At 65.6% G+C, this 25,578-nt stretch carries 24 protein-coding genes and 5 pseudogenes; 18 read left to right on the plus strand and 11 right to left on the minus strand.

The window, feature by feature from the left end:
- Positions 1 to 246: 246 nt before the first annotated feature.
- On the minus strand, positions 247 to 1,029 hold the full coding sequence (locus CXY80_RS01845; protein WP_233194808.1) for an IclR family transcriptional regulator: 783 nt from the start codon (positions 1,027 to 1,029) through the stop codon (positions 247 to 249).
- Between the two features lie 342 nt (positions 1,030 to 1,371).
- On the opposite strand from CXY80_RS01845, the gene CXY80_RS01850 reads away from it, so the two are divergent.
- Together CXY80_RS01850 and CXY80_RS01855 are read left to right on the plus strand one after the other, a co-directional pair.
- Positions 1,372 to 2,100: a CoA transferase subunit A gene (locus CXY80_RS01850; RefSeq protein WP_092451031.1), complete on the plus strand. Its 729-nt coding sequence runs from the start codon at positions 1,372 to 1,374 to the stop codon at positions 2,098 to 2,100.
- Between the two features lie 3 nt (positions 2,101 to 2,103).
- A complete protein-coding gene (locus CXY80_RS01855; RefSeq protein ID WP_092451029.1) occupies positions 2,104 to 2,754 on the plus strand; it encodes a CoA transferase subunit B in 651 nt (216 codons plus the stop codon).
- Positions 2,755 to 2,852: 98 nt separating this feature from the next.
- On the opposite strand, the gene CXY80_RS01860 is transcribed toward CXY80_RS01855, so the two are convergent.
- On the minus strand, positions 2,853 to 3,074 hold the full coding sequence (locus CXY80_RS01860) for a hypothetical protein (RefSeq protein WP_092451027.1): 222 nt from the start codon (positions 3,072 to 3,074) through the stop codon (positions 2,853 to 2,855).
- Positions 3,055 to 4,035, minus strand: coding sequence for a serine protease (locus CXY80_RS01865; RefSeq protein ID WP_174775300.1), 981 nt, complete (start codon positions 4,033 to 4,035; stop codon positions 3,055 to 3,057). The genes CXY80_RS01860 and CXY80_RS01865 overlap by 20 nt, the downstream gene beginning before the upstream one ends.
- Positions 4,036 to 4,153: 118 nt before the next feature.
- Between CXY80_RS01865 and CXY80_RS01870 the strand changes: the two are divergent.
- Both CXY80_RS01870 and CXY80_RS01880 read left to right on the plus strand, forming a co-directional pair.
- A pseudogene (locus CXY80_RS01870) lies at positions 4,154 to 5,227 on the plus strand (sensor histidine kinase).
- Positions 5,224 to 5,880, plus strand: coding sequence for a response regulator transcription factor (locus CXY80_RS01880; RefSeq protein WP_104131392.1), 657 nt, complete (start codon positions 5,224 to 5,226; stop codon positions 5,878 to 5,880). Before CXY80_RS01870 ends, CXY80_RS01880 begins: the two are co-directional and overlap by 4 nt.
- 121 nt (positions 5,881 to 6,001) lie before the next feature.
- Here CXY80_RS01880 and CXY80_RS01885 read toward each other — a convergent pair whose 3' ends face one another.
- The 5 genes and pseudogenes from CXY80_RS01885 to CXY80_RS20630 all read right to left on the minus strand — a co-directional run.
- Positions 6,002 to 6,412 (minus strand): hypothetical protein, encoded by a 411-nt coding sequence (locus CXY80_RS01885; RefSeq protein WP_104131393.1) that lies wholly within the window; start codon positions 6,410 to 6,412, stop codon positions 6,002 to 6,004.
- Positions 6,413 to 6,548: 136 nt separating this feature from the next.
- The gene (locus CXY80_RS01890; RefSeq protein ID WP_104131394.1) at positions 6,549 to 6,905 is read right to left on the minus strand and encodes a hypothetical protein; all 357 of its coding nucleotides are present in this window, start codon (positions 6,903 to 6,905) and stop codon (positions 6,549 to 6,551) included.
- 80 nt (positions 6,906 to 6,985) lie between these two features.
- Positions 6,986 to 9,199 carry a hypothetical protein gene (locus CXY80_RS01895; RefSeq protein WP_146070637.1) on the minus strand — a complete coding sequence of 738 codons (2,214 nt, stop codon included), beginning with the start codon at positions 9,197 to 9,199 and terminating at the stop codon, positions 6,986 to 6,988.
- Between the two features lie 55 nt (positions 9,200 to 9,254).
- Positions 9,255 to 9,461 (minus strand): DUF6855 family protein, encoded by a 207-nt coding sequence (locus CXY80_RS20625; protein WP_369828600.1) that lies wholly within the window; start codon positions 9,459 to 9,461, stop codon positions 9,255 to 9,257.
- A pseudogene (locus tag CXY80_RS20630) lies at positions 9,442 to 9,579 on the minus strand (hypothetical protein); the annotation flags it as partial. The gene CXY80_RS20625 and the pseudogene CXY80_RS20630, both read right to left, overlap by 20 nt.
- Before the next feature lie 361 nt (positions 9,580 to 9,940).
- On the opposite strand from CXY80_RS20630, the gene CXY80_RS01905 reads away from it, so the two are divergent.
- The 6 genes from CXY80_RS01905 to CXY80_RS01930 all read left to right on the plus strand — a co-directional run bounded on the left by CXY80_RS01905 (position 9,941) and on the right by CXY80_RS01930 (position 15,882).
- Positions 9,941 to 10,489, plus strand: a complete 549-nt coding sequence (locus CXY80_RS01905) for a helix-turn-helix domain-containing protein (RefSeq protein ID WP_104131396.1) — start codon at positions 9,941 to 9,943, stop codon at positions 10,487 to 10,489.
- Between the two features lie 195 nt (positions 10,490 to 10,684).
- Positions 10,685 to 11,611: an ABC transporter substrate-binding protein gene (locus CXY80_RS01910; protein WP_104131397.1), complete on the plus strand. Its 927-nt coding sequence runs from the start codon at positions 10,685 to 10,687 to the stop codon at positions 11,609 to 11,611.
- The gene (locus CXY80_RS01915; RefSeq protein ID WP_233194809.1) at positions 11,608 to 12,531 is read left to right on the plus strand and encodes an amino acid ABC transporter permease; all 924 of its coding nucleotides are present in this window, start codon (positions 11,608 to 11,610) and stop codon (positions 12,529 to 12,531) included. Before CXY80_RS01910 ends, CXY80_RS01915 begins: the two co-directional genes overlap by 4 nt.
- Positions 12,528 to 13,292 (plus strand): amino acid ABC transporter ATP-binding protein, encoded by a 765-nt coding sequence (locus tag CXY80_RS01920; protein ID WP_104131398.1) that lies wholly within the window; start codon positions 12,528 to 12,530, stop codon positions 13,290 to 13,292. Before CXY80_RS01915 ends, CXY80_RS01920 begins: the two co-directional genes overlap by 4 nt.
- 26 nt (positions 13,293 to 13,318) lie before the next feature.
- A complete protein-coding gene (speB, locus tag CXY80_RS01925; protein WP_104131399.1) occupies positions 13,319 to 14,287 on the plus strand; it encodes an agmatinase in 969 nt (322 codons plus the stop codon).
- A complete protein-coding gene (locus CXY80_RS01930; RefSeq protein ID WP_104131400.1) occupies positions 14,284 to 15,882 on the plus strand; it encodes a 5-guanidino-2-oxopentanoate decarboxylase in 1,599 nt (532 codons plus the stop codon). Before speB ends, CXY80_RS01930 begins: the two co-directional genes overlap by 4 nt.
- Positions 15,883 to 15,995: 113 nt before the next feature.
- On the opposite strand, the gene CXY80_RS20635 is transcribed toward CXY80_RS01930, so the two are convergent.
- From CXY80_RS20635 to pabB, 3 genes and pseudogenes are all read right to left on the minus strand, one after another.
- Positions 15,996 to 16,205 carry a hypothetical protein gene (locus CXY80_RS20635; RefSeq protein ID WP_369828601.1) on the minus strand — a complete coding sequence of 70 codons (210 nt, stop codon included), beginning with the start codon at positions 16,203 to 16,205 and terminating at the stop codon, positions 15,996 to 15,998.
- 73 nt (positions 16,206 to 16,278) lie between these two features.
- A pseudogene (locus CXY80_RS20640) lies at positions 16,279 to 16,449 on the minus strand (PadR family transcriptional regulator); the annotation flags it as partial.
- A gap of 36 nt (positions 16,450 to 16,485) precedes the next feature.
- Entirely contained in the window at positions 16,486 to 17,934 is a 1,449-nt protein-coding gene (gene pabB / locus CXY80_RS01940; RefSeq protein ID WP_104131401.1) for an aminodeoxychorismate synthase component I, read from the minus strand.
- Positions 17,935 to 18,131: 197 nt separating this feature from the next.
- On the opposite strand from pabB, the pseudogene CXY80_RS01945 reads away from it, so the two are divergent.
- The 8 genes and pseudogenes from CXY80_RS01945 to CXY80_RS01980 form a co-directional block, all read left to right on the plus strand.
- Positions 18,132 to 19,355, plus strand: a pseudogene (locus CXY80_RS01945) (FAD-dependent monooxygenase); the annotation flags it as partial.
- Between the two features lie 6 nt (positions 19,356 to 19,361).
- Positions 19,362 to 19,667 (plus strand): annotated as a pseudogene (locus CXY80_RS19930) (protocatechuate 3,4-dioxygenase subunit beta); the annotation flags it as partial.
- On the plus strand, positions 19,660 to 21,072 hold the full coding sequence (locus CXY80_RS20645) for a lyase family protein (RefSeq protein WP_369828599.1): 1,413 nt from the start codon (positions 19,660 to 19,662) through the stop codon (positions 21,070 to 21,072). The pseudogene CXY80_RS19930 and the gene CXY80_RS20645, both read left to right, overlap by 8 nt.
- Positions 21,069 to 21,332, plus strand: coding sequence for a hypothetical protein (locus tag CXY80_RS01960; RefSeq protein ID WP_092451010.1), 264 nt, complete (start codon positions 21,069 to 21,071; stop codon positions 21,330 to 21,332). Before CXY80_RS20645 ends, CXY80_RS01960 begins: the two co-directional genes overlap by 4 nt.
- Positions 21,329 to 22,636 carry an alpha/beta fold hydrolase gene (locus tag CXY80_RS01965; RefSeq protein ID WP_104131404.1) on the plus strand — a complete coding sequence of 436 codons (1,308 nt, stop codon included), beginning with the start codon at positions 21,329 to 21,331 and terminating at the stop codon, positions 22,634 to 22,636. The genes CXY80_RS01960 and CXY80_RS01965 overlap by 4 nt, the downstream gene beginning before the upstream one ends.
- A gap of 14 nt (positions 22,637 to 22,650) precedes the next feature.
- Positions 22,651 to 23,445 (plus strand): CoA transferase subunit A, encoded by a 795-nt coding sequence (locus CXY80_RS01970; protein ID WP_092451006.1) that lies wholly within the window; start codon positions 22,651 to 22,653, stop codon positions 23,443 to 23,445.
- Complete coding sequence (locus CXY80_RS01975) at positions 23,445 to 24,119, plus strand: 3-oxoacid CoA-transferase subunit B (protein WP_104131405.1); 675 nt, start codon at positions 23,445 to 23,447, stop codon at positions 24,117 to 24,119. Before CXY80_RS01970 ends, CXY80_RS01975 begins: the two co-directional genes overlap by 1 nt.
- Before the next feature lie 61 nt (positions 24,120 to 24,180).
- A complete protein-coding gene (locus CXY80_RS01980; RefSeq protein WP_104131406.1) occupies positions 24,181 to 25,404 on the plus strand; it encodes an acetyl-CoA C-acetyltransferase in 1,224 nt (407 codons plus the stop codon).
- Positions 25,405 to 25,578: the final 174 nt, after the last annotated feature.

Here is a 25,578-nt window from a genome sequence, read left to right on the forward strand (position 1 = left end):
AACTCAGTGCGAGTATTCGGCGGAAACAACTTGACCATAAAACGCTCCAATCACTAGAGCGTTGCTACGACCATATGACTTTGCCGAGGACTCATGGGGCAAAAGGTGGTACCTCGCGTGGCCAGGCCGAGTTCAGCGGGTTGAAGATGACACCTCATGCAGGGCGGCACGGGTGCTGGGGCCGACGGCGTCAAGTTGCGCGCGGAAACGAGGGACGCGGGGCCGAAACTGGCATTGCGCGGGCGGTCAGGCTATCGGGGGGCGCTGCAGGGTCTGGGTGATGCGGCTGGCCTCGTCGAGCAGAAGTTGACCCAGAATCTTCTGCCGCTCGGGCTTGAATCGTGGTTCGATGCCGGTGAGGGAGAGCGCCCACCCCGGGCGACCGCTGCGATCGAAGATCGCGGCGCCCATGCCCCAGCTGCCCTCCAGGATGAGTCCCGGGTTGACCGCATAGCCCGTCACTCGGGTGCGTTCGAGATTGGCGCGGATGCTCGCGGGGGAGTGCTGGGCGCCCCAGCGAGCCGCGAAGGTCTCGGTGTCGACGGATCCTGTGTCGGCCAGGAGGGCATCCACTTCGGGCTCGGGCAGGTAGGCCAGAATGGCCATTCCAGCGGATGCCACCCCCAACGGAAAGCGCACCCCCTCGTGCAGCACGAAGGAGCGGATGGGGAAGCTGCCCTCTTCACGGAGCAGACACACGGTTTCGGCGCCGCGCCGAATGGACAGGAAGGCGCTCTCCCCGGTCGCTTCGGCCAGGCGCACGAGGCTCGGCCGGGCCAGCTCCTCGATCGGATAGCGCGCCGCGGCGACGGTGCCCATGACGAACACCTCTGGGCCGTAGTGCCACGTGCGGCGCACGGCATCATGGTCGAGCAGGCCCTCGGCGGCGAGCGAGGTGAGTAGCCGGTGCACGGTGGGCCGGGTCAGGCCCGAGTCCCGCACGATCTCGGCCAGGGGCGTGCCGGCCGGGTTGCGCCCGACCAGGCGCAGCAGCAGGGCGATCCGGCCGGCGACCTGTGCGCCCGGCACCGACTGTGCGGGTTGTGCGGCGGGGACGGGGTGTGCGCTCTGAGCTGGCTGGCCGCCGCGTTCTGGGCGGGCGGCGCGAACCGAGGCATCGCGACCTGATTGCCCGGCCGGCACTGGCGACCCGTTGGGTGGCGTCGGCACGTCCGATGCGGCTGGTTGAGAGATTATTTCGCCTCCTGTGTCCATATTGTGGATGATTAATATCCTACTGTTCACGAGGTGGAAACGACGGAAGCTTGGGTTTGACAGGGCTTATCGGGTCTGAATAGCATGACGATATCGGCCGATGTCCACAAGGTGGACACTGCGGCAGGCGCGACACCAACTCGATGAGGAGAACGTATGTCCAAGGTTCAGGCCAGCGCCAGCGAGGCGCTGCACGACGTCCTGCGCGACGGGATGGTGCTCGCGGTCGGCGGCTTCGGCCTCAGCGGAATTCCGGCGGATCTCATCGACGCGGTGCGGGCATCCGCTGTGAAAGATCTCACCGTCGTATCGAACAATATGGGCGTCGACGGCAAAGGCCTGGGGGTGCTGCTTGAATCCGGGCAGGTGCGCAAGGTCATCGCCTCGTATGTGGGGGAGAACAAGCTGTTCGCCGAGCAGTTTCTGGCGGGGATGCTCGAGGTGGAGTTCAGTCCGCAGGGCACCCTGGCCGAGCGGTTGAGGGCCGGCGGCGCGGGAATTCCCGCCTTCTATACCAAGACCGGAGTCGGCACGCTCATCGCCGAGGGCAAGCCGCTCGCCGACTTCGACGGCGAAACGTATCTTCAGGAACGCGGCATCGTCGCCGACGTCGCACTGGTCAAGGCCTGGCGCGCCGACACCCTGGGCAACCTCGAGTACCGCTTTACCGCGCGCAACTTCAACCCGGTGGTCGCGACCGCCGGCATTATGACGATCGCGGAGGCCGAGATTATTGTGCAGCCCGGCGAGATCGATCCGAATCACGTGATCACTCCGGGCGTCTATGTGCAGCGCCTGGTTCAGGCCTTGGCCCGGGTCAAAGACATCGAACAGCGCACCGTGCGCAGTCGGCCCGTACTGGCCGGCGTACAGGCAGGGGAGTAGATCATGGCGTGGACCAGAGATGAAATGGCCGCGATCGCGGCGCAAGAACTGAGCGACGGCGACTACGTGAACCTCGGCATCGGCATTCCAACGCTCGTGGCCAACAACCTGCCCGAGGGAATTCAGGTGACGCTGCAGAGCGAGAACGGGCTGCTCGGCATGGGGCCGTTCCCGTGGGAGGGCGAGGAAGATGCCGACCTCATCAACGCCGGCAAACAGACCGTTACGGTACTGCCGGGGGCGTCGATCTTCGATTCGGCGACCTCGTTCGGCATGATCCGCGGTGGGCACGTGAAGGTCGCCATCCTCGGTGCCATGCAGGTCTCCGGCCAGGGTGACCTCGCCAACTGGACCATCCCCGGCAAAATGGTCAAGGGCATGGGCGGTGCGATGGATCTCGTGGCCGGAACCCCGCGCGTGATCGTGCTGACCGAACACGTCGCTAAGGATGGCACCCCGAAGATCGTCACCGAGTGCACCCTGCCGCTGACCGGCGTACGCGTCGTGGATCGCATCATCAGCGACACGGCCGTCTTCGATGTGACGCCGACCGGCCTCGTTCTGCGGCAGCGCGCCCCCGGCGTGAGCCTGCAGGACATCGAGGACACCACCGAGGCCGCCTTCACGGTCGAGGAGCTGGCTCCGAGCTGCTAGCAGGGGGAGCTTGCTCCGAGCTATGAGCAGGAGGAGCGTGCTGCCGCCTTCCGGCAAGGGAAGACCCCGTCCGAGTTTCGGACGGGGCCTTCCCTGTTTCAGGATGCCGGCGGCGGGGTCTCCGTGTCGGCTTCCGATTGCTCGGTTGGCGCGTCGTGCACGCGCGACCCGTCGGGGTTCAGGCGGATGACGCGCGGCCGGGCCGCGTGCATCCGTTCGTCGTCCCAGTCGGTTGCGTCGGGCCAGTCGGTTGCATCGGGATTGAGGCGCTGCCGGGCAACCGGGTCTGCGCCGCTCGGGTCAGGCTGACGCGGCGACATATGCGTTCTGGATGACCGAGCCCCAGTAGGGCCCGAACATGGTGTTCGCGATGTTGTTGTAGCCAAAACTGTTGACCGAGTTCTGCAGGCCGGTGGAGCCGCTGCCGATCATCCACGGGCCGCCCGAGGAGCCGCCGGTCATGTCGCACGGGATTCCCTGGGACTGGGTCTGGCCGTAGGGGTCGGCGCTGGCCGTGCCGTAGCAGGACTGCAGGGTCTCGCCGGTGAAGGGCGCAGCTGCCGGGTAACCGTAGGCCGTGTAGGTGAGGCCACGGCTCTGGTTGAACGTGACTCCGGACGCGCCGACGCTGTCGCTCAGCGACGTGCCGGTGGGTGAGGAGACGATGGCGAAGCCGGTGTCGTAGCTGATATCACCGCTGTTGCTCCACTGGGTGGGAGCGTAGAGCTCGGTGGCATTCCACTGGCCGAACGGGGCGGAGCCGTTCTCGTAGGCCGGTACGAAGATGAGGCGTGTGGCGAAATTGCCGGGGCCTTCGTTGACGCAGTGCCCGGCGGTGACGACAGTGTTCTCGTTGGCCGCGGAGATGGCGTTGCCGGAACAGACGTAGTCGGTGCCGCCGAGGGTGAAGAAGATTTTACCGATGTGGGAAATCGGGGAGACCTGGGTGGCTGCGGGCGACTGGTCCGAGTCCGCTGCCTGCGGGGACACCAGGGAGGTGGTTCCGGCCGCGACAGCACCGATCGCTCCGGCTGCCACGTTGTCCTGTACCAGGACCTCGCCGGGTATGGCGGACTGCATACGCTCCGGGGTCCAGTAGTCACCGCCCTGTTGGGTCTGCGGAACGACCCAGCGGTCGACATCCGCTGACGAGGTGGTGCCTGTCAACTCGGGCGCGATTGCGGCCGAGGCTGCGCCGGCCGACAGGAAACCGCCAGCACCGACCAGCGTGCCGATCAGAAGCGCCGAGAGGGCGCCGGTTCTAACTTTGCTTCGCATCATGTGCTTCACTCCAGTTATCGATCGCAACCAGCGGACCTTGTTGCCGCAGGTATTAACACAATATTGAGGAGTGCACTCGCTGTCTACCCCTTATGGGGGAGGCCCATTAGGGGTGTAGATGATCTGGGTCGGCACCGTCACCGTGCCGGGCCGGCTGCTGCGCTATGTCTTCGTGCCGGTGTCGGTCGACGGCGACCCGGCGCAGGGCTCCTTCATCGCCGCGTTCGATCTCAACGCCGAACTGCAGCCGGTGTCCGATGCGTCCCGCACCTATCTGCTCGTGGGCCTCGCCACGTTGATCGTGGTCGGGCTGGTCGGCCGGGTCGTGGCCGAGCGCCTGCTGCGCCCGATTCGCGGCCTGCGCGAAGCCGCCGCGCGCATCACCGCCTCGGACGTGGTCGAGCGCATTCCGGTCGTCGGCCACGACGACGTGTCGGCGCTGACCTCGACCGTGAACGAGATGCTCGACCGCCTGCAAGGCGCGCTCACCGGGCAACGCCAGCTGCTCGACGATGTCGGTCACGAGCTCAAGACGCCGATCACCATCGTGCGCGGGCACCTTGAGCTGATGAAGTCCGACAGCCCGGCAGATGTGCTGGTCACCCGCGACCTCGCCATCGACGAACTCGACCGCATGGGTGGTCTCGTGCGCGACATTTCCGCGCTTGCGCAGGTCGAACAGTCGGCGCTCGCCACGCGCCACCCCACCGACATCGCCGCGCGCGTCGAGCGGGTGCGCCTGAAGGCGGCCGCCTTGTCGGGGCACAGCTGGGTCACCACGGCCACCGCTGACGTGATCGTGGCGGTCGACGGCGACAAGCTCACCCAGGCGCTGCTGCAGCTCGCGGCGAACGCGGTCACCCACGGTGCACCGACCGGGGTGATCGACCTCGGCAGCGCCCTCACAGCGGATGCCGCTGGCCTGCCCCGCCTGCAGCTCTGGGTGCGCGACCACGGTCCGGGTATCAGCGATGAGCTGCTACCGCGCATCTTCGACCGGTTCTAGCGCGGAACCCGCGGCCGCGGACCGGCCGGCTCCGGCCTCGGCCTGGCCATCGTCGCGGCGATCGCGCAGGCGCACGGCGGCACGGCCGCGGTCACCGCGACGCCCGGCGGCGGTGCCACGTTCACCATTGACCTGCCCCGTGAACCTGCGTCTGCGTCACCCGAACCGAAGGACATCCGCTTGTGAGCCGCATTCTGATCGCCGAAGACGAAGATCGCATCGCCAGTTTCGTCGAGAAGGGGCTCGCCGCTCCCGGGCTCTCCACCGTCGTGGTGTGCACCGGAACGGATGCCCTCGACTGCGCGATCACCGGCGGGTTCGCTCTGCTGATTCTGGACATCGGGCTGCCTGGGCTCGACGGGTACGAGGTGTTACGCAAGCTGCGCGCCGACCGTTCGGAGCTGCCGGTGATCGTGTTGACCGCGCGTGACTCGGCCGAAGACATCCTCGCGAGCCCGCAGGGCGGCGCCAATGACTACATGTCGAAGCCGTTTCGGTTCGACGAGCTGCTGGCCCGGGTGCGCCTGCGCGTGGCGGAGGCGCCGCGGGAGACGAGCTCGGTCCTCGGCGTCGTCAGGCTCCAGCTCGACCTGCGCACCCGCCGCGCAACCGTCGCGGATCGACAGGTTGATCTGTCGGCGCGGGAGTTCGCGCTCGCCGAGGAGTTTCTGCGTCACCCCGACCAGGTGTTGAGCCGGGAACAGCTGCGCAGCCGGGTCTGGGGCTACGATTTCGACCCCGGGTCGAACATCGTCGACGTGTATGTCGGCTATCTGCGCGGCAAATTTGGGACGGAACGCATCGAGACGATACGCGGAATGGGCTACCGACTCCGCTGAGTCGATAGCCCATCTGTCTCGGAGCCAGGTGCCTGCGGGGGCGTAAATCGACCTTCCGGGCCGGTTTTAGGTCGATCTGCGCCCCCCTCACCCGGTAGTCAAGAGCTTGGCTGCTGGTGGACTACTCGTGTTCGCTGCCGTGGCCCGAGTCGCCACTGCCGTCGTCGTGCCCAGAGTTGCTGCCGCGGCCAGAGGCGCTGGAGTCGTCGACCGTGGTCGAGGTGCCGGGACCGGAGTTGCCGGCGACGCGGGCGTCGCTGTCGTCCGGGGCGTCGTTCACGTCGTTATTGACGGTGGCGCCGCTGAGATCATCGGTGCCGGTGCCGGTGCCGGTGCCGGAGCCGATGCGTCCGTCGCTGTCGTCCGGTGCATCCGGAAAATCCGTGGAGTTGCTCGAACTGGGAACGGTGCTCGATGTGCTCGTTGGGACAACGACGGTGGGATTCGTGTTGGCCTGGGCGGCAATCACGCCGATCGACATCAGCCCGGCCAGGCCGATGGTTGCGAGGGCGATGGTGCGCTTCTTCGTCATCTGGAACAGGGGGTGACCTTTCGTCTGCGCCGAAGTGTGGCGGATGGATTCTGTGGCGTTAGTCCACGCCTTCAATCAACTGAACCCCGATAAGGCAGACACGAGAGGTGAATGAGAGCACTCTCATGTTCAGCGATCAGCCGCCGTTACTACCCGAGCCGCTCCTGCCCGACCCGCCGCTTCCGCCGGAATCGTCGTCGTGTCCGGGACGGTCGCCGCCTTTATCGTCCACGACGACGGGGTCTTGAGCGGGAACGACTTCCGGGGTTGTTGCGGGCCCCGTCGGTTCGGTGCTCGGCGTCGGCGTCGCCACAGAAGTGGATGCCCCGTTCGGCTGCACCGACACGGCCGGCACGCCGAGTGGTCGCCCCGGCTGCTCCGCGATGGCGAGCGACCCGGCCAGCGCCGAGGCCAGGGTGACGAGCAGAACAGCTCCGACTCCAGCGCCGACGATCCAGAGCAGCGGGCGTGTGAGCGTTCTGCGCGCGTTCATGATTTCTCCCGGTCGACAACTCGTGCTCCCAGTGTGGGCCCCCGGGGTGAGACCGGAGCAAGACCCGCAAGAGAATTCTCTTAGATTCGCGCGGCGCCGGGGCTGGCCTTTTTCGCCGCGAATTTCGGAAATGAACGGCTCAGCCGAGCCAGCCAACTGGGCACTATCTCAAACCGTTCAAGAGCCCAGATGAGACGAATGGCAACCCAAAACCAGATGAAGGCTACCGGCGCAGTCAAGAATGGTGCCACAGTCGGCCAACGGTAAATTTGACCGGCCAAAACTCCGAGCCAGACTAGCGAGCTGCAAGCTAGAAGCCACACGAAGAACGCACCAAAGACCCAGATGGGAGTGCGAGCCGCCAAAGACTGGCGGGCCTGTACTAGGGAGGCATTGACCTCGCGATTGCGCACTGACAGCATTTCCGTTTGGCGCGCCGCATGATCGTGGTGCCCCCGCGAATCCGAGTGTCCCGACACGTACGTTGATCGGGGCACGGCCTCCGCGATGCGGTCGATTACGAGCGGGCTGGATTGCTCCGCAATGGCGAGCGCGTGCGCCAACCTTGTCATGATGTCGGTCTTGGACGGGTCAGAGAGATTCTGCGCATATTCACCTCGCAGAATCATGAGGCCCTTTGTGATGCGGTCAAGAAGGCCGATGCCGTCCGGGTAACCTTTGACCGCAGCAACGACTCCGAGTACCACGCTGGTCGTGCCTTCGATGCTCATCCAGAGTCCATCCCGTTCGCTCGGCTCAGCATGGTCAACCAGACGGCTGACAACGTCGTGCAGGCTGGCCTGCTCAACGGAGAGCCCCAGCCCCAGGCTCAGAAATCCGGTCCAGTCCAACAATCGAATGGCCAGCGGCGCGTCCAGGTCGGCGTCGCCGATCTTGACGATCGTCGAGAGGAAGTCGTCCATGGTGCCGCGCTCAATGGCAGTCCGACAAGCGGATGTCAGAGCGTGAGTGCCCGCATCGTCCGGTGCTAGTGAGGTGAGAAGACCCTGTACTTCTAGCAGCACTTTTGTCGGAGCGGAAACGCTGGTGAGAATCTGCACGGTTGCCAAAACCGAGGTCATTGTCATGTCCGGATAAACCAGTGAGCTGAGGCGAGCGGTGAATAGTGGGTCAGTGCGGGGATTCCAGACATTTCTCAAATCGGGAAACAAACCGCAAAAGTAACTCGCGGCCAGAATTTGGTTCCTTAGCGGGAAAATATCAGTGCCCGTTCTTACCCCGTTGACGTCGCTGTCGAGATTGGAGAAGAAATTCTGTGCGAACTCCCGCCGCCGACTTCCAATTACTCCGGCGAAGAACGTGACATCGCTATCGGAAGTGGCGCCAGCGCCGAGCACGACACCGCCTGCCTTGGCAGATTCCAGCCACGCGCGGGAGATCTTCTGGGGGTGAACAATGTCATTGACGAGGTGCAGCGCTGGCCGGTTGACTAGCCATTCTTCGGTCGGCCCGGTGCGTTCCACGGCGGCCTGGTGCAGAGCCGGATTGACCACGTAGGAGCTGCCAAGCTGAGAGAGCGCCGGAGCCAACGGGGACTGGACGGTACCCGTCACGGCCGGCCAGACCACACACTGAGGACTGCCAGTCGTGATGAACTGGGCTATGTTGCGAAGCAGACCTTCCGACGCGTGCCAGTCCAATGGAACTGCGCACGCAACGACGCGCCAATCGAAGGCATCCGAGCTTCGACTGAGGAGAATGTCGCCAGTGGCACCTCGAACGACGGCTTCGAAACCTTCCATGTTGCTCAGGTCCACTGCCATCCAGGAAACCTTGGTTTGCAACTGTCCGGTCGTAGCAAGCCCCTCGTCGAGATCGGCGATGTGCTGGGGATAATTGAGCAATGGGTCCGAGTCTCGATCACTGATGGAGGCATCCATCGGTGTGATCTTGCCCGGTGTGGCCCGGAAATACCGAACGGTCGTTCCATTTGGCATCTCTAAAGGCAGGTCTGTGACGCCGTACTGGTGCAACACCGCTAGCCCGCACCCGGCCTTCAAGAAATTGACGATGTCGCTCCGGTGCCGGTTCACGGCCTGGGCGACGTGCCCATCGGCATGGCGGAGTGAGTTCGAGGCAAAGAAAAGCGCGGCGACGTCGGAATCGGCCAGGCCGTCGAGAAGGTAGTCGACCTGAGCATCACGAAAAATCTCGACTTCGATCGGCGAATTACCGATACGAATTCTTTCGCAGGCCTGGCGGATCACGTCACCGTCGTCTGAATGAAATTGTCGTGTTGATTCGAGGCCGTCAACAATTATCGCAATACGCATACTGCTGACACTACGTGTAGCGACACAGCAGGATGATCAAATGGCGCGCATCCGGTTATTGCGTGGATTGTGCTCGACCTCGGCCAGACCGAGAGCCTGCAAGCAGCAGCGGCACATACATGCCGAATCGGCCGCGGAACCCGTTTTTGAGGCCGTACCAGCCGGCGACCGGGTTGTTCTCCGAGCGACCCCGGGGCCTCGACGGTGTCGGGCTTGGCGTCCTTCTTCTCATCGGCGGCCCCGAGCCGCACCCAGTCGCCATTCGCTGCGAGCATGGCGCGCAGCTCCTCGATGCAACTGAGCCGGTACGATAAGGATCGTTGATCCAACCTTGCAGATCAGCGCCCGGGGGGAGGAATGGCTGCCTCGTCGCGATACATGAGGTATTCCGACGACCCGGGCGGAGTGCGCAGCACCCACGGGTCGTCCTTGTGCTGGTTCCAGCGACGTCTTCACTCATGATGTGCTCCTGAAGATTCGAGATACCAACCGCAATTCGCCCATCATGACGTATCGTCCCTCGAATAGCTACGCCCGATCGGCGATGTCAGACCGTGAGCTTGTTTTTGGCGAGGAGCAGGTGCACGGCCTCGGTGCCTGGTGCTGGGACAACAACGCCGGTTTCGCTACGAGGTAGCCGCGGGCACTAGCGACGTACTTGCCTCATGTGCAATAGTTCTTGACTATGAAGACAAGCAGGGTGCGAGCCGTCGCCCTGCAGCTCGAGGCGTAGGGATAAGAATGGCTCGACAAGTTCCGATGGGATCCAGGCTCCGTGCGGCCCGATTGACCCGCGGGCTTACTCTCGAAGCGGTTGCGACCGTGGCCGGAATCAGCCAGGGATTCGTAAGCAAGCTGGAGCGCGACCAGGTGTCGCCATCCGTTGCCACACTCGTGTCGATCTGTGACGCCGTCGGTTTGCGGGTCGGCGACCTGTTCGAGCCGCCGGCCGCGCAGATCGTGCGTGCGGGTGCTGGATCACCGATCAACTTCGGCGGTCGGGGTGCGGCGGAGTATCTGGTCACGCCGGGCACGCAAAACCAGCTGCAGGTCATTCAATCGGTGATCGAGCCTGGCGGATCAGCCGGTGGCGACCTGTACGTGCTGGAATGTGATGTGGAATTCGTCTTCGTGGTCAGTGGCTCATTGGCCCTGACCATTGGCGACGAGGAGTTTTCGCTTGACGAGGGCGACGCGATGACCTTTCGCGGCCGGGATCCGCACACCTGGCGCAACGCCTCGGCCACCGCGGAGTGTGCGGTGCTCTGGGTAATGACCCCGGCCCCGTAAGCCCCTCCCGACCTGCCGCTCCAGCTGAAGGGTGGGAGTCGGGCGCGCCGCGAAACTCGGCACAATCAGCAATGGCTTTTCTGGCTCGCACTTGACATTGCAGGGTGCCAGCGAACACGATAGCCACAGACAAGTTTCCTGCCAGGCAACTTTTCTTTCCCAGAGGTCACTCAATGTCGAGACGAAGGATTTTCCATGCAGCCCCCGAAACACCCCACGCGCACGGCCGCTCTGCTGGCCGGACTGCTCGCATCCGGTCTTCTGCTCAGCGGATGCGCGGCGCCCACCGACGATTCCGCGGTGGGCGCCGACTCCGCCCCCGCCATCGACACGCTGAAAGCGGATGTGGACCTTGCCGCGACACTGCCGGCCGACCTGCGTGACGCCGGTGTTCTGCACGTCGCATCCGGTATCTCCTTTCCGCCGATGGAATTCTTCGACGCTGACGGCACCACCGTGGTCGGCTTTGATGCTGACCTCGGCGCAGCTCTCGGCCAGGTGCTCGATGTGGACTTCAAGTTTGAAAACGTCAACTTCGACGGCATCGTCGGAGGTATCGCGGCTGGCCGTTACGACCTCTCGCTCACCGGAATTCTCGACACCCCCTCACGTCAAGCCGAGGTCGACTTCGTCGACTACCTGCAGTCCGGTGTCTCGATTCTGGTCGCAAGCGGCAACGAAGTTGGGATCAGCGGTCCGGACGACCTGTGCGGCCACAGTGCGTCCGTGGAGAAGGGCGCCACCGGCGACCTGACCATTGATTCGCTGCAGGCCAGCTGCGCGGCAGCGGGCAAAGCCGCGATCGACAAGCTTCCCTTTCCCGACCAGGCCAGTGCCGTGCAGGCCGTTTCCAGCGGCCGGGCCGACGCATCCGTTGCCCTGGACGTGACCCTCGCCTATACGGTGCAGACCTCCAACGCTGCCTTCGAGCTCGCTGGCGACCCGTTCGATACGCTCCCCGTTGGCATTGTCGTTCCCAAGGATAACCCTGAGCTTCGTGATGCCGTGCAGGGCGCCTTGTTGCACGTGATCGAGTCGGGCGTGTACGACCAGATCCTCGCCAAGTGGGGACTGGAGAAGCAGGCGCTGACCGGCGCCCCGATCAACTCCGGCGTGGAATGATGACGCTCCCGTCAACGTCGACCCAGGCCATGACGAGCGAGCAATCGGCCGATGGTGGCCGGATCATTCCGGTTAGCCATCCGGGCCAGTGGATCGGCGTTGCCGCGATTCTGGTTGCCGTCGCCCTGTTCGTGCAGTTTCTGGTCACGAACGAGAAGCTGCGCCTGGACCTTGTGGCGGGATACCTGTTTGAGCGATCGGTGATGCGCGGGCTCGTGCTCACCCTGGAACTGACCGTCGTGGCGATGATTCTGGGCATTGTGCTCGGCACCCTCCTGGCCATCATGCGGCTGTCGGGAAACCGAGTGCTGAGCTTTGTGGCGTCGGGCTACATCTGGTTCTTTCGCGGAACGCCGATCCTGGTGCAGCTGCTGTTTTGGTTCTTTCTCGGGTCCATCCTGCCGGTGATCAACCTCGGGATACCGTTCGGTCCCACCCTTGTTGAGATTCCCACCAACGTGCTGATCAGCCAGTTCACGGCCGCAATTCTCGGGCTGGGCCTCAATGAGGCCGCCTACATGGCCGAAATTATTCGTGCCGGCATAAAGTCCGTCGATCCCGGCCAGAGTGAAGCCGCCGAAGCGGTAGGAATGAGCCGTATGCTCGCCTACCGGCGGGTGATTCTGCCGCAGGCGTCTCGCGTTGTGCTTCCCCCGATTGCGAACAACACCATCTCGATGCTCAAACTGAGCTCGCTCGTGATCGTGGTCGGCCTGCCGGAACTGCTCACCGCGGTGCAGTTGATCTACTCCCGCAACTTTCAGCAGATTCCACTGCTGATCGTGGCGAGCATCTGGTACCTGCTGCTCACCACAATTCTCACGATTATCCAGGTGCGGATCGAACGACGCCTTGACCGGTCGGTCACCGGCCCACGGCCCGTCATCCGCGCGGCCGAACGACAGGGGACTCCGTCATGACCGACCCGCTCGTACGCGTCGTCAATGTGCGCAAGAGCTTCGGCGATCTCGAGGTGCTCCGCGGCATTAACCTCGAAATCAATCGGGGCGAGGTGGTCTGTGTGCTCGGCCCGTCTGGTTCCGGCAAATCCACCTTTCTGCGCTGCATCAACCATCTCGACCGCATCGACCAGGGGGAGATCTGGGTCGATGGGCACCTGATCGGCTACCGGCGAGCGCGCGGCAATACCTACGAACTGCGCCCGCACGAGATCGCGGCGCAGCGTCGCGGCATCGGCATGGTGTTTCAAAAGTTCAATCTATTTCCGCATCGCACGGCACTGGAGAACATCACCGAAGCTCCGATCTTTGTGAAGCGTCAGGGCAAGGCTCGCGCCGATTCAAGGGCCCACGAGCTGCTGGAGCGGGTCAATCTCGGCGACCGCGCTGACTTCTATCCGGCGCAGCTCTCGGGCGGACAGCAACAGCGTGTGGCCATCGCTCGGGCGCTCGCGCTCGACCCCACGCTCATGCTCTTCGACGAGCCCACCTCGGCGCTTGACCCCGAGCTCGTCGGTGAGGTGCTCGACACCATGAAGGACCTCGCCCGTGACGGGATGACGATGATCGTCGTCACCCATGAAATTGGTTTTGCCCGCGAAGTCGCCGACCGCGTCGTGTTCATGGATGGCGGTGTTGTGATCGAGCAGGGCCCGCCCCGGCAGATGCTCGACGACCCGCAGCATCCACGCACCCGCGGTTTTCTCGCCAAAGTTATCTGATCTTTCGCTCCCGTCAAAGGAATCTCATGCCCCAGCCACTCCAGCCACTCCAGCCCGTCGGACCATCGGACGCCAGCCTGTCACCGCGCTTTGTCGGAATCGCCACCTTCGCGCGTCTGCCGCGCCTCGAGGATGTCGGCCACGCGGACATTGTCGTTGTCGGCGTGCCGTTCGACAGCGGTGTGAGCTATCGGCCGGGCGCCCGCTTCGGCCCGGCTCACGTTCGTGAGGCGAGCCGGCTGTTGCGCCCGTACAACCCGGTGCAGGATGTCGAACCGTTCAATGCCCAGCAGGTCGTTGATGCCGGGGATATCGTGGCGAACCCGTTTGACATCGATGAGGCCGTCACCCAGATTGAGGTCGCGGCCAGACACCTCGGCCAGAACGACACTCGGCTGGTCACCATCGGCGGCGACCACACGATTGCACTCCCCTTACTGCGGGCCGTCGCGGCGAAACACGGGCCGGTCGCCGTGCTGCACTTCGACGCGCACTTAGATACCTGGGATACCTACTTCGGCGCCCCCATCACCCACGGCACCCCTTTTCGACGCGCGTCCGAAGAAGGGCTCATCGACCTCACGGCCAGTCTTCATATCGGTATCCGCGGCCCGCTGTATAGCAGCGACGACCTGACCGATGACGCCCGCCTCGGGTTCGCGATCATTGCCGGGCACGAACTGGAAACCGAGGGAGTCACCCGGGTTATCGAGCGGATGCTGGCCCGTCTCGGCGACCGTCCGGTGTACGTCTCGGTCGACATCGACGTTCTTGATCCGGCCCACGCACCAGGGACAGGAACGCCAGAGGCGGGCGGGTTGACCAGCCGCGAGCTGCTCGCCATTATTCGCGCCCTACGTTCGGTCAATCTGGTCGGCGCCGATGTCGTCGAAGTCGCTCCGGCCTACGATCACGCCCAGATCACAGCAGTGGCGGCGTCCCACGTTGCCTACGAACTCATCTCTGCCATGACGCCGCGGGCGGCCCGCGCATGACCGCCGTGCGCAATGGCGGGGTGGCCGTCGTCGAGGCCCTCCTACGTGAGGGCGTTGAGGTCGTCTTCGGTATTCCGGGTACGCACAATCTGGAGATTTATCGGGCACTCGCCGGGTCGGGCATCCGCCACATCACTCCGCGGCACGAGCAGGGCGCCGGCTACGCGGCCGACGGGTACGCCCGGGTTTCCGGTCGACCGGGTGTGGTGATCACCACGAGCGGGCCGGGGCTGACCAATGCGACCACGGCCGCTGCCACCGCCTACGCTGATTCTGTTCCGCTACTTGTGATCTCACCCGGCATTCCGCGCGGACTCGAGGGCAAAAACGTCGGCTGGCTGCACGAGGTGAAAGATCAGCAGGGGCACCTGAACGCCCTGCTCGAACACAGCGTGAGGGTGAGCCAGATCGACGAAATCGGGCCGATCATTGCCGAAATATTCGACCGGTGGCAGGTCGGCCGACCACGGCCGGTGCACCTGGAAATTCCCCTCGACCTCCTGGAGGAGGTGTGGGAGCCGGGCGAGATCGGGCCGGCCGTTGCGCGCAGGCGGGTCGAGCATCCGTCTGCCGAGAAAATAGCTGCGGCCGCAAGCACCCTGGGCGCATCTCGTCGGATCAGTATTCTCGCGGGCGGCGGCGCCCGCCGCGCCGGCGCTGAGGTGCTGCGCCTGGCCGAGCTGCTGGATGCACCGGTGGTCACGACGGTGCATGGCAAGGGAATCATTCCGGAAGACCACACGCTGTCGCTCGGCGCCTCGATCCGGCTGGCACCCGCGCAGAACCTGCTGAACGAGTCCGACGTGCTGCTCATCGTTGGATCGGAGCTGGGCGATTCCGACCTCTGGGGCGGCACGATCGCGCCGGCCGGAGCTGTCATTCGCATCGACATCGACCCGGGGCAACTCGACAAGAACCTGGCCGCCACGATCGGGCTAGAGGGCGAGGCTGCGGCGATTCTGACCGAGCTGACCGCGCTGGTGGGGAACGCTCTCGGATCTGACGGCGAGGCGCGCGCCGGGGCCGCCCGGGGTGAGATTGAGGTTGCCGCGCTCGTTGACGGGGCGCCGTGGCGCGAGGTGCAGCAGGTGCTGCGCGCGGCGCTGCCCCGGGCGACGATTGTCGCCGGAGACAGCGCGCAGGTGTCGTACTACGGCACGGTGCACTTCTGGCCGATGGATGAGCCGAACCGGTTTCTGTATCCGACCGGATACGCGACGCTGGGCTACGGCCTACCAGCGGCCATCGGCGCCAAATTGGCGGCGCCGGAACTTCCAGTCATCGTGCTGGTTGGCGACGGTGGGTTTCAGTTCACCGGGCTGGAACTAGTCACGGCGGCTGAACAGGGCCTGGCTCTGCCTGTCATCATCATGAACAACTCAGGCTTCGCCGAGATTCGCGACCAGCAGATCGAACGCGGAATCGACTTGATCGGTGTGAACATCTCCGGCCCGGACTTTCCCGCGCTCGGAGTGGCCTGCAACGGCTATGGCGTGCGGCTGCACGGTCTCGACGGGTTGGCCGACGCCGTCACCCGGGCGCTCGCCGCCGACCGCCCAACTGTCATCGAGGTCGTCTGTAGCACCGGGGCATAACTCTTGCAATTCCTTAGGTCTAGGGCAGACTTCCGCGTGATTCCGGGGTGAGATCCTGGCGGCCGTGCGAATTGCAGGAGTTATGCTGCGGTGTCGAGGTTGGCTCGCGCCGGTCAGTCTGTCGGCGGCGCGGAATCCGCTTTGATGAGCTCGTCGATGAGCCGGAGTCCCCGCTCGGCCCACTCGATCTCGTGCTCAGCCCGCGCGATCAAACCCTCGTAGGTGTAGCGCTTGTAGACGCGGATGCTCGCGTGCTCGCTCTTGGGCGCGTGCGCGAGACGTTTTTCGAGCATCGCGCTGGTTCCGGTGTCGATCTCCCGCACTTTCTCGAGCCATTCGGCGCGGCCCCCGCGGCACCTCGGTACCGACCAGCAGCCCATCGGCCTCCATGCGCCGCAGTTCCGGATAGAGCTGCGAGTCGGACGCATGCCAGACGTGCGAAACGGATGCCTGGAACGCCTTGGACAGGTCGTACCCGGTCATCGGTTCCACGGTAAGGAGCGCCAGCACGGCGTGGCGAAGACTTACGGAGACTTCCATCTCGGTCGTGCTGGTAACAATAAGCATAGGTAGTTCGGGCCGGCCCTGACCGGACAGGCCTCGTCAGGCGATGATCACCGCAGACGCGGCGGCCAGCAGCGGCGCGGCCTTGAGCAGCGTTTCCTCGTACTCTTCCTCAGCTACCGACCAAACGGTGATGCCGCCACCCGCGCCGATGGTCGTCGTCGTCGGTCCAATTACGAGGCTTCGAATGGTCACGCCCAGGTCGACGCGACCGTCTGCCCCCATGTATCCGAAGGCGCCGGCGTAGGGTCCCCGGGCACCGCCTTCGAGTCGATCGATGATGCTCATTGCGCTGTGTTTTGGCGCTCCGGTCATAGACCCGGCCGGCAGACATGCCTCAACGGCGTCGATCCAGGTAAGTCTTGGGTCGATCTTCGCCGAGATGGTGCTCACCAGTTGGTGCACGTTTTGGTAGGATTCCACCCGGAGTAAATCGGGGACCTGCACCGAGCCGGTTTCGGCCACCCGACCCAAATCATTGCGCATGAGATCCACGATCATCACGTTCTCCGCGATCTCCTTATGATGACCGGCCAGCTCGGTGATGAGCCCGGCATCTTCTTCGGATGTTCGGCCTCGGGGACGCGTACCCTTAATCGGTCGGGTCGTCATCGTTTTGTCCGGGCACACCTCGAGGAACTGCTCAGGGGAGGAACTCAACAGCGCGAAGTCGGCGAAACGGATCAACGCTCCATGGTGTGCCGGGTTCAGGCGACGCAACCGGCGATAGGTCTGGACCGGGTCCAGGGCTCCCTCGATGGTGATCTCGTTGGTCAGGCAGATTTGGTAGGCATCACCCTCCGTGATGGCATCCCGGCATTGCTCGACCAGGTCGACGTACTCCGCGTGGGTATGACGTAGCGAGGCCTTCCTCGGCTGCCCGGCTTCCGGGAGCGGCGGTACCGTGCTTCCGACCAGGGAGAGGAGGGTCGCCTGAACGTCCCGGACCCACAGCTTTGCTGTCGGCGACCCGGCGGGGACGCGGAGGGACATGGTCGACGCGCGGTGGTCGAAGGCGATAATGCGATCGGCCCACATCAGGGCAGCGTCGGGCAGGGCAGACGCGTGACGCGGCGACCCCACCGTTTTGGCCCCCAGTTCATAACCCAGCCACCCGACCCAGCCGATCCGCAGACCGTCGGCCGGGTCAGCCACCGGGTCAGCCACCGGGCCGGCTCCGCGACTGGTGGTCGTCAGCCGGAGCAGGTCGAAGATCGAGCCCTCGAACCTGTCGCTCGTGCCCACTCCCGAGACGAGGACGGTGTCGCCGGCGCCGGACGCCGTGACCACCGGGGCCGATGGCGAGGGCAATCCCAGGTAGCTCACCCCGGTCTCTGCTTCGAACCCGCTATCAAGCCAAAAGGCGTTTTTCTCAGACTTCAGGAGACGCAGGAATACGAGTTCGGGGTCGACCCAGAAGTCCAGAACAATCTCTCGACAGGTCACCGCGTCTGCTGGTTGCAGCAGCCGTTCCTGCAACCCGGTCATGATTCCCCCTTTTCAGATGCCACCGTGCATTGCAACCAGATTGTCCCGAGCGCGCGTTGGCAACGAGGTTCAGATAAATCATATCTGCGAGGTAAAAGCGCAGCGGCGCACGCTCCACGAAAACGGCGGCAGGGCCTCGGCCCGCACGACACAACTCCAGTTCGGTGAAGCCCCGGTTTCGAGTCGCGTGGGGATCGATGTTAGGAAAACCCGCGCGGTCTCGGCAACCCGAGGGGGAGCTTGCGCTCCCCGTCGACGATCGTTCCGTCGCGGCCAGGCTCTTCGCCATTCTCGACGCGTTCGCAGCGCCCGCCGGGGCGACGTCGCTCACCCTGCCCCTGACGGCCATTGCCCAACGTGCTGGCCTGCCGCTCTCCACCACGCACCGGCCTGTCGCCGAGTGGGTGAGCTGGGGCGGCCTGAGCAAGCACGAGAATGGGCAGGACTCGCTCGGCATGAAACTGTGGGAGCTCGGGGTGCAGACGCCGACCGCCCGCAACCTGCGCACGATCGCGCTGCCCTACCTGGAAGACCGGTATGAGACGACGCGGGAACACGTGCACCTCGCCATCCTCGACGGGCGCGACGCTCTGTACCTGGAAAAGCTCTCGGGCCACCACTCGGTTCGCTTGATCGCGCGGGTCGGCGCTCGCCTACCGCTGCGCTCGACCGGGGTGGGGCTGGTGCTGCTGGCGCACGCTCCGCCGGACGTGGTGCAGCGGTATCTCGCCGCGAGCCTCGAGCGCTTTCTGCCGCGCACGGTCACCGAGCCCGAGGCGGTGCGCAAGCGTTTGGCGGAAATTCGCCTGACCGGGATCGCCCGCATGTCTAAGGAGATGGCGGCTGGCTCAAGCTCGTTGGCGGCACCCGCACGACCGAAACGGTCGACCCCGCGCGTGACCTTCGTGCACGACTGCGAGCACCACACCATCGACGCCGACTTCGTCGTGGGCGCCGACGGCTTTCACGGCATCTGCCGGGCGTCGATTCCCAGCGAAGAAATCACGCTGTTCGACCGTAGCTACCGCTACGCCTGGCTCGGCATCCTCGCTGACGTTGCACCCGCCTCCGACGAGCTGATCTATGCGCTGCACGAAGACGGTTTCGCGATGCTGTCGATGCGTTCGCCGGTCGTCTCCCGCCTCTACCTGCAGGTCGACCCGGCCGACGATATCAAGAACTGGTCGGACGGGCGCATCCGGGAGGCGCTGCACGCCCGGCTCGGCACGCCCAGCTGGACCCTGAACGAAGGCCCGATCACCGACAAATCGATCACCCCGATGCGCAGCTTCGTGGTCTCCCGCCTGGCCTACGGCAACGTGTTTCTGGTCGGCGACGCCGGCCACATCGTGCCGCCGACCGGCGCGAAGGGTCTCAACTCGGCCATCTCCGACGTCACCCAGCTCGCGAGCGCGCTCACCGCGTTGATCAAGCCCGGGACGTGCCCGTGGAAGAACCACGTGAATGCGTGGCGCCCAACGCACATTCACTTTTCGCTGTTTGGCACCGCGTTCACTCAGCGTCTGATTACCCAGATGTACTTTCCGGGTGACCCGCTGTTCGCGCTCGACCCGATTTACCAGTCGATTGCCTCAGCTGATGCCCGCGCCCGCCTGATCGGGCAGTACGACCACAGCCTGAGCGTGCCCGAGTTCTCGCTCGGCTACACCTGGGACATCGTGCTAACCGGACCCAAGTCCACCTGGATGGAAAGCGAAGAAGCCCATGACTGACCTTGCCGAAGTAGCTGCCGCCGTGCAGACCACCACCCCGCAGAAGCATGCTCTGCAGACCCCGTCGCAGACGATCGGCCCGTTCTACGGCTACGCCCTGCCCTTTGCGGGCGGGCCGGAGCTGGTCCCCGGGTACCATCCCCGCGCCATCCGCTTTCATGGCACCGTCACCGACGGCGCCGGCGAGCCGATTCTCGACGCCCTGCTCGAGATCTGGCAGGCCGACGGGAGCGGCGTGCTCAGCCGCTCCCGTGGCAGCATCGACCGCGACGGGCTCACCTTCACCGGCTTCAGCCGGCGTGCGACCACGATCGCTGGCAACTACACCTTCACGACGGTCAAGCCCGGTGCAGCCGGTTCAGCAGCGCCCTACATCCTGGTGACGGTGTTCGAGCGCGGTGTCACGCACCACCTCTCTTCACCCGGGCCTACTTCGCCGAGGACGCCGTGCTGCACGCGACCGACGCCGTGCTCAGCGCGGTTCCGGTCGACCGCCGCAGCACGCTTATCTGCGTCTCAGAGGGAATCGTCGGGGGAGCCGAGTCGTACCGCTTTGATATTCGCGTGCAGGGCGAGAACGAGACCGTTTTTTTGGACTTTGATGCCTGACCACAGCATTGATGCCGGGCTGCTCAACCCGCTGAGCCACGGCAGTCGGGAATCCGAGCTGACCCGCGACCAGACGTGGCTGCAGGCAATGGGGGACGCCGAGCTCGCCCTCACCCGCGCGCTCGTCGAGGTCGAGCTTGCCCCCGAGTGGATGCTCGCGGTCTGCGATGCACTCGGGGACGCGAGCCAGTTCGACCTCGGTGCGATCGCTGTCGAGGCCAGGGGCGGCGGCAACCCCGTGATCCCGTTCGTGAAGCACCTCGGCCGCGCCGCCGAGAAGGTGAGGGCCGGAGCATCCGACCACATTCACGTCGGCGCGACCAGCCAGGACAACCGCGACACCCTGCCCGTGCAGTTCGGCGGCGGGGTCGGCAACTTCGCCGTACGCACCGAAATCGCCGAGGTGAGCGAGCGTCTCGCTCCCGGCCAGGGTGGTTCCAGCGCCATGCCGCACAAACGCAACCCGGTGTCCGCCGTGCTGATCACGGCGGCTGCGCTGCAAACGCCGGGTCTGGCATCCACTCTCTATGGCAGCATGCTCGCCGAAGACCAGCGGCCGAGCGGGGCCCGGCATGCCGAATGGCAGTCGCTGCGTGTGCTCGAACGGCTCACGATCTCGGCGGTGACCGGCGCCGCGTCGCTCGCCTCGACGTGGACCCGGAGCGCATGCGCGCCAACCTCGACGTCACCGACGGACTCCTGTTCAGCGAACGGGTCACCACAATTCTGGCCGAGACCGTCGGCAAGACCACCGCGTTTTCGCTGGTCGAGCGCGCCTCGCAGGAGGCCTTCGTGACCAACCGGCCGCTGCAGGTCGTGCTCGCGAGCATCCTCATCGCCGAGGGCTGTTCCGACGAACTGCGCGCGCAGATCTGGGCGGCCTTCGACTATGAGGGCCAGCCGGGGCAGTCGGCGGCGGGCATCGACCGCGTCGTGCGCGCGTTCCGGCAGCGAGCGGATGCCGTGAAGCGGCGTGCCGAGGCAGCCGCCGCAACCGATATGGTCGAAGCAGGCACCGGCGCAGCCCACTCCAACAAAGACGTAAGGATTTCATGAGCCAGCCCGTCATCCTGTGCACCATCGAGCCGGCCGCGACCGGCGACGCCAACGCGCCGCTCATCGTTCTCGGCCCCTCGCTCGGCACCACGGCCGACCTCTGGGCCGGCGTCGTGCCGACGCTCGCCGTGACCCACCGGGTACTCAGCTTCAACCTGCCCGGGCACGGGTTCAGTCCTCGTGCGACCGCAGAGTTCACGATCGAGGAAATCGCCGACGCCGTCGTCGGCCTGGTCGACTCCCTCGGCGTCGACAGCTTTCACTACGCCGGAATCTCGCTCGGCGGGGCCATCGGCCTGGCCCTGGCTGTGAACCACCCGAGCCGCCTGACGAGCCTCGCGGTGTTCTGCTCCGGCGCAACAATCGGCACCGCGGAGGCCTGGACCGATCGAGCCGCCGGCGTACGCGCGAGCGGCACCCCCTCGCTCATTATCGGCAGCGCCAGTCGCTGGTTCGCCCCCGACTTTCTCGGTCGCGACCCCAAGGCCGGATCAAACGCGCTCGATGCGCTGCTCGACATCGACGACGAATCCTATGCGCTCGCTTGTGAAGCGCTCGCTATTTTCGATCAAACGGATGCACTCAGCGCTATCCGCACGCCCGTCCTGTGCGTGTCGGGCGAACTCGATACGGTGACACCGACCGTGCAGTTGCAGGAGCTGGCGGCGCGCATTCCCGGCGCCCGTGCCGTGGAGATCGCCGGGGTCGCGCACCTGCCGGCGCTCGAGCAGCCGATCGAGGTCGGCGCACTGCTCGGGGAATGGCTGGCCGGCGCTTCGGCCCGGGCCGGAGCCGCGGGGGCTTCTGCGGGCGACTCGTCCGCAAGGCGACCCAGCGACTCGGCCGAGCCGCTATCGGCTGACCGCACCGCGGCATCCGCTTATGCGGACGGCGTGCTCGTGCGTCGCGCGGTTCTCGGCGATATGCACGTTGATGCGGCCACGGCTGCGATCACCCCCGAAACCGCGGTGTTTCAGGACTTCATCACGCGCTATGCCTGGGGCGAAGTATGGACGCGGCCGGGGCTCGACCGTCGTACTCGCAGCTTCCTGACCATCGCCGCGCTCGTCACCGGCGGGCATGAGGGCGAGCTCGCGATGCACGTGCGCGCGGCCCTGACCAACGGGCTGAGCCGCGCCGAGGTTAGCGAAGCCATCCTGCACACCGCTATCTATGCGGGCGTACCCGCCGCCAACGCCGCGTTCGCCGTGGCCCGGGAGACCTTCGCCGGGCTCGATGCGGCTGCCACCGAACCCGATACCGACGCGACCACGCCCGACGACACCGCCATTCGGCCGAGCTAAAGGACCCAAGCACCATGGACAAGACCTATCCCTCCGCCGCGGCCGCCGTCGCTGACATCCCCGACGGGGCCTCGCTCGCCGTCGGTGGCTTCGGCCTGGTCGGCGTGCCGATCGTGCTCATTCGCGCGCTGCTCGCCCTCGGCAGCACCAACCTGCACGTCGCCTCGAACAACTGCGGCGTCGACGGCTGGGGGCTCGGCGAACTCCTTCGGGAGGGCCGCATAGCCAGGGTCATCGCCTCGTATATCGGCGAGAACAAGGACTTCGCTCGCCGTTACCTCGGTGGTGAACTCGAGGTCGAGCTGACGCCGCAGGGCACCCTCGCCGAACGGCTGCGGGCTGGCGGCACCGGAATTCCCGCGTTCTACACCGCGAGCGGCGTCGGAACCATGGTCGCCGACGGCGGACTGCCGTGGCGCTACGGCCCGGATGGCGAGGTGACGGTGTCATCGCCGCCGAAGGAGACACGACGCTTCTCTTCGCTCGGCAGCGAGAAGGAATACGTCCTGGAAGAGGCCATCGTCACCGACTATGCCCTGGTGCGGGCCGCGAAGGGCGACCGGCACGGCAACCTGGTGTTCGAGAAATCGGCCCGCAACTTCAACCCGGTCGCCGGCATGGCCGGCCGGATCACCATCGCCGAGGTCGACGAACTGGTGGAACCGGGGCAGATCGACCCGGACGAGGTGCACCTCGCCGGCATCTACGTGAACCGCATCGTGCAGCTCGGCGCGGTGGACGCCGCCGACCTGCCGATCGAGAAAACGACGACGCGGCCGCGGCCTTCGTCTGAAATTGGAGCGAACTGATGGCCCTTACGCGTAATGAGATGGCGGCCCGCGCCGCCCAGGAGCTCGCCCCCGATTCCTATGTCAATTTGGGCATCGGGTTGCCGACCCTCATTCCGAACTTTCTGCCCGAGGGGGTGCACGTCGTGCTGCACTCCGAAAACGGGGTGCTCGGCGTCGGACCCTACCCGTGGGATGGTGAGGCCGATCCCAAGCTCATCAACGCCGGAAAGGAAACCGTCACCGTCAATCCCGGCGCCGCGTACTTCGACTCGGCACAGAGCTTCGGCATGATTCGCGGCGGCCTGATCGACGTGGCCGTGCTCGGCGCCATGCAGGTCAGTGTGGTCGGTGACATCGCCAACTGGGCGGTGCCCGGCAAGATGATCAAGGGTATGGGCGGTGCGATGGACCTGGTGCACGGCGCCGACACCGTGATCGTCGTGATGGAACACGTGACCAAGACGGGCGAGTTCAAGATCAAAGAGGTCTGTGACCTGCCCTTAACCGGCAAGGCCGTCGTCACCCGCATTATCACCGACCTCGCCGTGATCGACGTCACTCCCGAGGGGCTTGTGCTGCGCGAGGTCGCGCCCGGCGTCACCGCCCTGGCGGTGCAGGCCGCCACCGAGGCGACCCTGCTCGTGCCCACCCCGCCAACCACGATCACGACGCTGCTCGGCGTTGCCGAATGATGCTCGTCGCCGCGACCGTCCTCACCTCCCATACCACCATCCTCAGCAACGGAGCCGCCGCATGACCATCACCACCCTCCGCCAGATCGTCATCTGCGAACCGCTTCGCACCCCGATCGGCCGCTTCGGCGGCGCGTTCAAAACCGTCGCGCCGGCCGACCTCGCCGCGGCCGTCATTGTCGCGCTGATGGAACGCACCGGCCTCGACGGTGCCGTCGTCGACGACGTCATCTTCGGCCAGGCCTACCCCACGGCCGAGGCCGCGCCGGTCGCCCGCGTCGCCGCCCTCAACGCGGGCCTGCCCGTCACCGTCGGCGGGGTGCAGGTCGATCGTCGTTGCGGCAGCGGTCTGCAGGCCATCCTCGACGCTGCGATGCAGGTGCAGACGGGGGTCAGTGACCTCGCCATTGCCGGCGGCGTGGACGTCATGAGCCAGGCCCCCATCTACACGGTCGATTCCCGCTGGGGCCTGGCCGGAACCGCCGGGGTGCTGCTGCGGGACGCCCTCGGCCGTGGCCGCGAAACCGCCGGTGGACGCCACTATCCGGTGCCCGGCGGCATGCTCGAAACCGCCGAGAACCTGCGCCGCGACTACAGTCTCGACCGCGTCGAACAAGACGAGCTCGCCGTCGAATCCCAACGCCGCGCCCTCGCCGCCGTCGCCGACGGCCGCTTCGTGGACGAGATCGTGCCGGTCACCGTGCCCGGACGCAAGGGCCCCATCGTCGTCTCGGTCGATGAAACCCCGCGCGAAACCACCCTCGAAGCCCTCGCCGGCCTGAAACCGATCATGGGCAAAGCGGATGCCGCCGCCACCGTCACCGCCGGCAACGCCAGCGGGCAGAACGATGCGGCCGCCGCGTGCATCGTGACCACCCCGGAGCGGGCGGCCGAGCTCGGCCTGACCCCTCTGGTGCGGCTCGCGTCCTGGGCACGGGCCGGCGTCGAACCCTCCCGCATGGGCCTCGGCCCGGTGCCGGCGACGAAGCTCGCGCTGGAGCGTGCCGGCCTGACCCTGGCCGACATCGACCTGATCGAACTCAACGAGGCCTTCGCCGCGCAGGTACTCGCCGTCAGCCGGGAGTGGAACTTCACCCCGGAAGACTGGGCCCGCACCAACGTCAACGGCTCGGGCATCTCGCTCGGCCACCCGGTCGGCGCCACCGGCGCACGTATCCTCGCCACCGCCGCCCGCCACCTGCAGCGTACCGAAGGCCGTTACCTCCTCGAAACCATGTGTATTGGCGGTGGGCAGGGACTCGCGGCCATCTTCGAGCGCGCCTAACGACATCCGGTTGGCGAAGACCTGGTCTGCCGTCACCGAACCGTGAGTTCCCCCCATCGACCCGTGAGTTTCGGCCGCCGAGTCGTGGGCAAAGTCAAGTGGTCAGGGCAACGCGGGGGTTTTTGCTTCGAGAAGTAGCTGGTTGAGGCGGTAGGCGGGGGTTTCGAGGTTGAG

The sequence above is a fragment of the Cryobacterium sp. M91 genome (assembly GCF_002929615.1).
GTDB lineage: Bacteria > Actinomycetota > Actinomycetes > Actinomycetales > Microbacteriaceae > Cryobacterium > Cryobacterium levicorallinum.

Excerpts from the sequence above, each read along its gene's own strand:
- CXY80_RS01930 (WP_104131400.1), top strand. The coding sequence starts at position 14,284 with ATGACCGCCGTGCGCAATGGCGGGGTGGCCGTCGTCGAGGCCCTCCTA.
- CXY80_RS01865 (WP_174775300.1), bottom strand. The coding sequence starts at position 4,035 with ATGATGCGAAGCAAAGTTAGAACCGGCGCCCTCTCGGCGCTTCTGATC.
- CXY80_RS01980 (WP_104131406.1), top strand. The coding sequence starts at position 24,181 with ATGACCATCACCACCCTCCGCCAGATCGTCATCTGCGAACCGCTTCGC.
- CXY80_RS20645 (WP_369828599.1), top strand. The coding sequence starts at position 19,660 with ATGACTGACCTTGCCGAAGTAGCTGCCGCCGTGCAGACCACCACCCCG.
- CXY80_RS01910 (WP_104131397.1), top strand. The coding sequence starts at position 10,685 with ATGCAGCCCCCGAAACACCCCACGCGCACGGCCGCTCTGCTGGCCGGA.
- CXY80_RS01915 (WP_233194809.1), top strand. The coding sequence starts at position 11,608 with ATGATGACGCTCCCGTCAACGTCGACCCAGGCCATGACGAGCGAGCAA.
- pabB (WP_104131401.1), bottom strand. The coding sequence starts at position 17,934 with ATGACCGGGTTGCAGGAACGGCTGCTGCAACCAGCAGACGCGGTGACC.
- CXY80_RS01975 (WP_104131405.1), top strand. The coding sequence starts at position 23,445 with ATGGCCCTTACGCGTAATGAGATGGCGGCCCGCGCCGCCCAGGAGCTC.
- speB (WP_104131399.1), top strand. The coding sequence starts at position 13,319 with ATGCCCCAGCCACTCCAGCCACTCCAGCCCGTCGGACCATCGGACGCC.
- CXY80_RS01905 (WP_104131396.1), top strand. The coding sequence starts at position 9,941 with ATGGCTCGACAAGTTCCGATGGGATCCAGGCTCCGTGCGGCCCGATTG.
- CXY80_RS01970 (WP_092451006.1), top strand. The coding sequence starts at position 22,651 with ATGGACAAGACCTATCCCTCCGCCGCGGCCGCCGTCGCTGACATCCCC.
- CXY80_RS20625 (WP_369828600.1), bottom strand. The coding sequence starts at position 9,461 with ATGGCGACTGGGTGCGGCTCGGGGCCGCCGATGAGAAGAAGGACGCCA.
- CXY80_RS01965 (WP_104131404.1), top strand. The coding sequence starts at position 21,329 with ATGAGCCAGCCCGTCATCCTGTGCACCATCGAGCCGGCCGCGACCGGC.
- CXY80_RS01890 (WP_104131394.1), bottom strand. The coding sequence starts at position 6,905 with ATGAACGCGCGCAGAACGCTCACACGCCCGCTGCTCTGGATCGTCGGC.
- CXY80_RS01885 (WP_104131393.1), bottom strand. The coding sequence starts at position 6,412 with ATGACGAAGAAGCGCACCATCGCCCTCGCAACCATCGGCCTGGCCGGG.
- CXY80_RS01860 (WP_092451027.1), bottom strand. The coding sequence starts at position 3,074 with ATGTCGCCGCGTCAGCCTGACCCGAGCGGCGCAGACCCGGTTGCCCGG.
- CXY80_RS01855 (WP_092451029.1), top strand. The coding sequence starts at position 2,104 with ATGGCGTGGACCAGAGATGAAATGGCCGCGATCGCGGCGCAAGAACTG.
- CXY80_RS01850 (WP_092451031.1), top strand. The coding sequence starts at position 1,372 with ATGTCCAAGGTTCAGGCCAGCGCCAGCGAGGCGCTGCACGACGTCCTG.
- CXY80_RS01895 (WP_146070637.1), bottom strand. The coding sequence starts at position 9,199 with ATGCGTATTGCGATAATTGTTGACGGCCTCGAATCAACACGACAATTT.
- CXY80_RS01920 (WP_104131398.1), top strand. The coding sequence starts at position 12,528 with ATGACCGACCCGCTCGTACGCGTCGTCAATGTGCGCAAGAGCTTCGGC.